Here is a 5,999-nt window from a genome sequence, read left to right on the forward strand (position 1 = left end):
AGCGCGGCGCCGATATTGGTGATATTTTTCGAGTGGTTCACGGATAGCCTCCCTCGTGGTTGTGGGTTCACATACTGGCTGGCTGTCCGCGGCTCTGCGGAATGGCTGGCTGCGCTGCGATGCTTAGAGGCTGTTTGAAAACGTCCTGAGCGCAGGCAGGGAAGCGCGCGAAAGGGCGAAAAAGCGGAGTTTACGATAGTAGTAAAGGAGCATTTTGAGCCCTTGAGCAACGCAGTTATGCCAAGCGCAGCAGTTCTTAAGCAGCCTCTTAGGTCATTGGTACAATAGTCCTCTACTGGGTGAGAGAATCACCAGTTGATCGAATAGGCCACCGACACCGTGCGCCCGGGCCGCTCGGGAAATCGAACAGGGTGTAGTCCCGCACCATCGCGATACCTCCTCCCCTCACTCGTCCACGAAGTGCAGGCTGCCGAACAGGCCATCGGCCTCGCCGTTCGACCCGGCGGTGAAGTACAGGTAATTCGCACGCCCGAGGCTCGCGCCGTTGCCGAAGGCGAGGCCCCAGAGGCCATCGATCTGGATGGCCTGCCGATCGCGGCCGCGTAAATATCCCCTCTGCCGCCCGCTCTTCAAGCCGAAGGCCAGCAGGGTGCCGTCGCCGAAGTTGCCGACGATGAGGCGCTTGGAGAATGGACCAAACCCCTCGGGGGCCACGGCGAACAGGGCAATCTCCAAACCTGCGCAGCGGTGCACCAGCACCCACGTGTAGCGCATCATTCGCATGTCTCCAGCTCAGTGTCCACTCCGACAAACGCCGCGCTCAAGCCCGGTAGATGCTCACCTGAGGCGTCAGCATGCAGAGCGTGGCAACCATCGCCGCCGGGTAGTCCGCGCGGACCGGCTGAAGTCGACGTATCCCATCTCCCTCCGTTCCCAGACTGCGTTTCACTCCCATTGGGCTACGCGAGCTGCCGTTTCTGGGCATCGCGGTCCATATAACCCGGCGCCTCAAGTAAATCCACCCGTTCGCCGGATTCCACTGCGTTCCAGCGAGGCAGCCCTTGCTGTTTGCCGAACACCGGTGGATTGCTCAGCTCTCTTTGCTGGGACGCTTGCTTGCACGACCGCCTGGGGGCGCCAGAGCATGAAGATCCAGGCCGCGATGATGGCCAAGGTCACTGCCGCCCAGCCGATGATCACCGCCTTCACTCCCGGCGCCAAGTTGGGCAGCTGTTTCACGCCATCGACCGTCCGTCCGTAGAACTCGCGCACCTCTTGGAAGCCGAAGGGCAACGAGGCCGCCAGTATGCCCAGCGAGACGACAATCGCGGCGGCGGTACCCGGCCAGCGGTGGCGGGATTGGCCGCCAGTATCGCGGGCCAGGCGCTGGGCGTGCAGATAGGTGCCGGTGAGGATCAGCCCCGACAGAGCCAGACCGAAGACAAACCAGATAAGCTTGGACGTTAGCCCACCGAAGTCACCGAAGTGCAGCGGATCGGCGGTATCCGACCAGCGCCAGTAGAGTGGCAGGTCGGAGGCGTGCTGGTTGTAAAGCACCTCGCCGGTGCGCGCGTCTAGGTGCAACTGGTTGGCGCCGTTACGCACCAGCAGGTGGCCGGCCTGACCGTCCACATAGAAGGAGCCGTCCTCTCCAAGGCTGATGTAGCGGATATCGAGGTCGGGACGCAGTTGCCATGCCCGCTCCAGAAGCGTGTCCAGTGGCAACGCCGACCGATCGGGATCGGAAACCGCTTGCGGAATCGTATGTACAGCATTCTCGGCACCGCTGGCATAAGTGATTATCCTGTCACCGATATCGTAGCGCGCGTATTCGAACAGATACCAGACGCCGGTGAGGCCGATTACGAGCAAAAACCAGAGGCTCCACAAGCCCGTGAGCTTGTGCAACTCGCTCCACAACCACCTCCGCGGCCCGGCTTTGAAACGAAAGAAGCGCGTCCACCAGCGCTGGTAGAAATAAAGCGCGGCAACGAGGGACACCAGCAGGGTCAGGGCGAACAGCGTCACCAGATAGAGGCCCCAGCCGTTGGGGTAAAACAACATCCGGTGAAAGTCGCGGAAGAAGCGCTGCACGGTGAAGCCGCTGCTCGTCCCGGTGACCTCGGCGGTGTAGGGATTGACGAACAGCAGCTGGCTGCCCCCATCCGGCACATCGATCCAAACCATTGCGACCGACCGGCGATAGAGCGGCGCGCTGATGCTGCTCACCGTTGCGTCGGGATAGGCGGCTTCGGCGGCGGCCTTTATCTCTCCCCAACTGGCGCGATCGGATTGCGGCTGCACCCGTAGCGCCGGCGTCACCAGCCAGTCGATCTCATTGGAGAGGATCGCGAAGGCGCCGCTCCAGCAGATCGTGAACAGCATGAAGCCCGTGATCACGCCGGTGAAGCTGTGGACGCGGAACCAGGTGCGGGTTTTCATGTTAGCACTGGGTTGTCTATCGATATCCGTCGCACGGGGCGCCCGTGTGCGGTGGGTTACGCTTCGCTTTACCTATCGCGACCCTTCACGCATGCGTGAACTACCAGCGATATGTCAATGTCGCGGCAACGAAACGCCGGTTGCCGTACTTGCAGCCGTCGCTGGGGAAGCCGCAGAAGGCGACGTACTCCTCGTCAAAGAGATTGCTGGCGTTCAGCGCGAAGTAGAGATTCTTCCAACTATAATGAACCACCGCGTCAACCAGCGGAACATCCGGGACTTTGATTGTGTTAGGAACGTCGCCGAAGGTGGAGCCGCGATACCGCACGCCGGCGCCGAAGCCGAGCTCCGCCAGGGCGCCGCCCTGGATGGTGTAGTCCGCCCACAGCGAGGCGGTGTGTTCCGGTACACCCGTGGGAGTCTCGCCTTCCTCGATGCGTTCGCCCTCATCATCGACCACATTGCTTTTTGTAATCTCCGGATCCAGGTAAGTGTAAGCGAGGATCAGGTCCAACCCGAAATCCAGGCTGGCCACAGCCTCTACTTCGATGCCGCGGGAACGGACCTCGCCCGTTTGAATCAGATTGTCAAAGTTTTCGGGGTCTTGCGTGAGCACATTCTGGCGCCTGAGATCGAAGGCGGCCAGGGTCACAAAGGCATTCGCACCGGGCGGTTGGTATTTGACGCCGACCTCATACTGCTCGCCCGTCTCGGGCTCGAACGGCTCGCCGAAAAAATCGGTATCGGCGATCGGCAGGAACGACTCCGAGTAGCTGAAGTAAGGCGCCAGACCGTTGTCGGCCAGATAGAGCAAACCGGCACGGCCGGTAAATGCTTCGTCGTCTTGATCCGTCTTGGTATCCGCCAGCAGGTCTTCGGTTCCGCTATCCGCCCAATCATAGCGACCGCCCAGCGAGAGCACCCATTTGTCGTACAGCTTGAGCTGGTCCTGGACATACAAGCCGGTCTGCGTCAAAGTGTTGCGCGTGTCGTCCGGCGGCGTGTCGTTGGAAATCGGCAAGGGTTGGCCGTAGACGGGGTTGTAGACATCGAGCGAGGGGACGGACGAAAACAAAAACATCGAGCCGAAGTCACCGCGCAAGCGCTGATGGTCCAAGCCGAACAGCACGGTTTGCTCTATCACGGAGTTTTTGAGCCTCCACCGGACCTGGTTGTCTATCGCCGTATGTCGTACCCATTCACGACCCTTTAGGACTGCGCGATCGATTGTCGCGCCGTCATCTTGCAGGCCGGTAAAAAAAATCGTGTCGTGGAGAGTCTCCTGGTCCATCCAGCGAAAGTTCTGGCGCAGGCTCCACGCGCTGTTCAGGTGGTGCTCGAACTCGTAGCCCAGCGACGTCCGCTCCTGGTCGAACCGATCGAAGCCGGGTTCCCCTACGAAGCGGTCGGTCGCAATGAAACCGAATCGGCCCGGCACCAGCGTGCCCACCCGCGGCAGCGCTTGATAGCCTTGCCCGCGCTCGTTTTCCTGATAGCTGGCCAGTAGCGTCAGGCGGGTGTCATTCGATGGTTGCCAGGTCAGGGCGGGCGCGAAGTAAATGCGGTCGTCCGTGACGAAATCGATTTGCGAGTCCGCGTCGCGTGCGAGCCCGGTCAGGCGATAGAGAAACCGCCCCTCGTCGTCGATTGGACCGCTGAGGTCGAAGGCCGCCTGTTTGCGGTCGAACGAACCGTACTGCAGCTGGATCTCATAGAGAGGGATTTGCGTTGGCCGCTTGGTGATCAAATTGATCAAGCCACCGGGAGCGCCCTGCCCATACAGCACGGAAGCAGGGCCGCGGAGAACTTCGATGCGTTCCAGCCCATAGGGTTCCATTACAATGCCGCCCTGGCCGCCGAAGGCGAAGTCTCTGAGCCCGTCGCGGTATTGGGATCCCGAGCTGGCGGTCTCGAGACCTCGGATAGTCACTTCGTCCGATCGCGGGTCAGGCCCGTTGGACTCGGCCACGACACCGGCGGTGTAGCGCAAGGCATCGCTGACCGACTGTGCGTTTTGAGCTTCCATTCGATCCCGCGTGACCACCGAGATCGACTGCGGCGTTTCGATGATCGGCGTATCGGTCTTGGTAGCGGTGGCGCTTTGCGTTGCCACGTAACCGATCTCATTCGAGGAAGTCCCCGTGACGGTGATCACCGGAAGGACGACGGGTTCTTCATCCCCACCAGCCACGGGTTCGTCCTGATGCCCATCGGCCGCCACGACTGGCGCAGCACCAAGAAGCATCGACAGTATAAGGGCAATTGGCGGGAGTTTAAATCTAGGTTTGACAGTATTTCGCATAGCCAGACCTCTCTTATGCATTGGTATTGGCTGGCTAACCCGAAGGAGTGGCTGGCTGGTTTGTTACGAAATTGCCTGCAGACCTCCCCGCGCTGACGCCCCCCTTTGGGAAACGAATTATCCACCCTCATGCTCGCTCCGGTTCGGTCACAAACCCGTCTTCCCGGTTATCGCCGGCGAATGCCGGTGTCGTCCCGCCAGCGACGGCCATCGCGATACCCCTCTCCCCTCACTCCTCCACGAAGTGCAGGCTGCCGAACAGTCCATCGGCCTCGCCGTTCGGCCCGGCGGTGAAGTACAGGTAATTCGCACGCCCGAGGCTCGCGCCGTTGCCGAAGCCGAGGGCCCAGAGGCCATCGAGCTGGATGGCCTGCCGATCGCGGCCGCGTAAATAGCCCCTCTGGCGCCCGCTCTTCAAGCCGAAGGCCACCAGGGTGCCGTCGCCGAAGTTGCCGACGATGAGGCGCTTGGAGAACGGGCCGAATCCCTCGGGGGCCACGACCAACCCCCAGGGAGCGTTGAGCCTCCGGCTCGCGTGCAACGTACGCAGGTGCCGGCCGTCCAAATCGAACTCCGCGATATACCCGAGCCCCGGCCCCTGCTCCTCCTCGACCGGATCCTCCGTGGTCCTGGCGTAGGCTACGAACAAGCCTTGCCTTGGTGCCTCGTCGATCTCGTATTCCAGGAACTGGATGTTGAAGGGCGCGAATCCTTCGGGCAGGTCGGCGGGGCGCGGGAAGGCGCCGTTCAGGATCGGCTGGTAGGCGCCGTCGAAGCTGTCGATCCGGCGCAGGCCGAAGTTGGCGGCGTAGACGCGGTTGCCCGTGGAAAACGGCGTGATCGCGAGGCCCTTGTACACCAATCCCGTCTCGCCGTTCACGGCGAGAGGGCCAAGTATTCCTTGACATCCTGCCGCCGCCGGCAAAGGGAACCACGCCGCTCACGGTCTCCAGGGCATCCTGAAGAAGAATCACCTGTCGGTCGTCCATGAGCTCACGCGGCACCACCTGGATGGACACCGGCAGGTCGAAGATCGGCGTGTCGGTCTTGGTGGCGGTGGTGGCGGTGTCGGCCCTGTAGCCGGTGTCCGTCGCGGTGCTGCCCGTCACGGTATTTCGGGCAGGATCACCGGCTCCTCGCTCCGTGTCGTCAGCGCGGCGAGCAGTGCCCCAAGCGCGGCGCCGATATTGGTGATATTTTTCGAGTGGTTCACGGATAGCCTCCCTCGTGGTTGTGGGTTCACATACTGGCTGGCTGTCCGCGGCTCTGCGGAATGGCTGGCTGCGCTGCGATG

Annotated in this window: 4 protein-coding genes; all 4 read right to left on the reverse strand. The window is 61.8% G+C overall.

The features are described 5' to 3' along the window. Positions 1–405: 405 nt before the first annotated feature. The 4 genes from M3461_05210 to M3461_05225 all read right to left on the reverse strand — a co-directional run bounded on the left by M3461_05210 (position 406) and on the right by M3461_05225 (position 5,585). The gene (locus tag M3461_05210; protein MDQ3773789.1) at positions 406–738 is read right to left on the reverse strand and encodes a TIGR03118 family protein; all 333 of its coding nucleotides are present in this window, start codon (positions 736–738) and stop codon (positions 406–408) included. A gap of 231 nt (positions 739–969) precedes the next feature. Next, positions 970–2,403, reverse strand: a complete 1,434-nt coding sequence (locus M3461_05215; protein MDQ3773790.1) for a PepSY domain-containing protein — start codon at positions 2,401–2,403, stop codon at positions 970–972. A 100-nt stretch (positions 2,404–2,503) separates the two neighbouring features. Beyond that, positions 2,504–4,648: a TonB-dependent siderophore receptor gene (locus M3461_05220; protein ID MDQ3773791.1), complete on the reverse strand. Its 2,145-nt coding sequence runs from the start codon at positions 4,646–4,648 to the stop codon at positions 2,504–2,506. Between the two features lie 286 nt (positions 4,649–4,934). Continuing rightward, positions 4,935–5,585, reverse strand: a complete 651-nt coding sequence (locus M3461_05225; protein ID MDQ3773792.1) for a TIGR03118 family protein — start codon at positions 5,583–5,585, stop codon at positions 4,935–4,937. Positions 5,586–5,999: the final 414 nt, after the last annotated feature.

Source organism: Pseudomonadota bacterium (assembly GCA_030860485.1).
Taxonomy (GTDB): domain Bacteria; phylum Pseudomonadota; class Gammaproteobacteria; order JACCXJ01; family JACCXJ01; genus JACCXJ01.

What these genes read in the sequence shown, in the direction of transcription:
- M3461_05210 (MDQ3773789.1), bottom strand. Translation starts at nt 738, where the DNA reads ATGATGCGCTACACGTGGGTGCTGGTGCACCGCTGCGCAGGTTTGGAG.
- M3461_05215 (MDQ3773790.1), bottom strand. Translation starts at nt 2,403, where the DNA reads ATGAAAACCCGCACCTGGTTCCGCGTCCACAGCTTCACCGGCGTGATC.
- M3461_05220 (MDQ3773791.1), bottom strand. Translation starts at nt 4,648, where the DNA reads ATGCTTCTTGGTGCTGCGCCAGTCGTGGCGGCCGATGGGCATCAGGAC.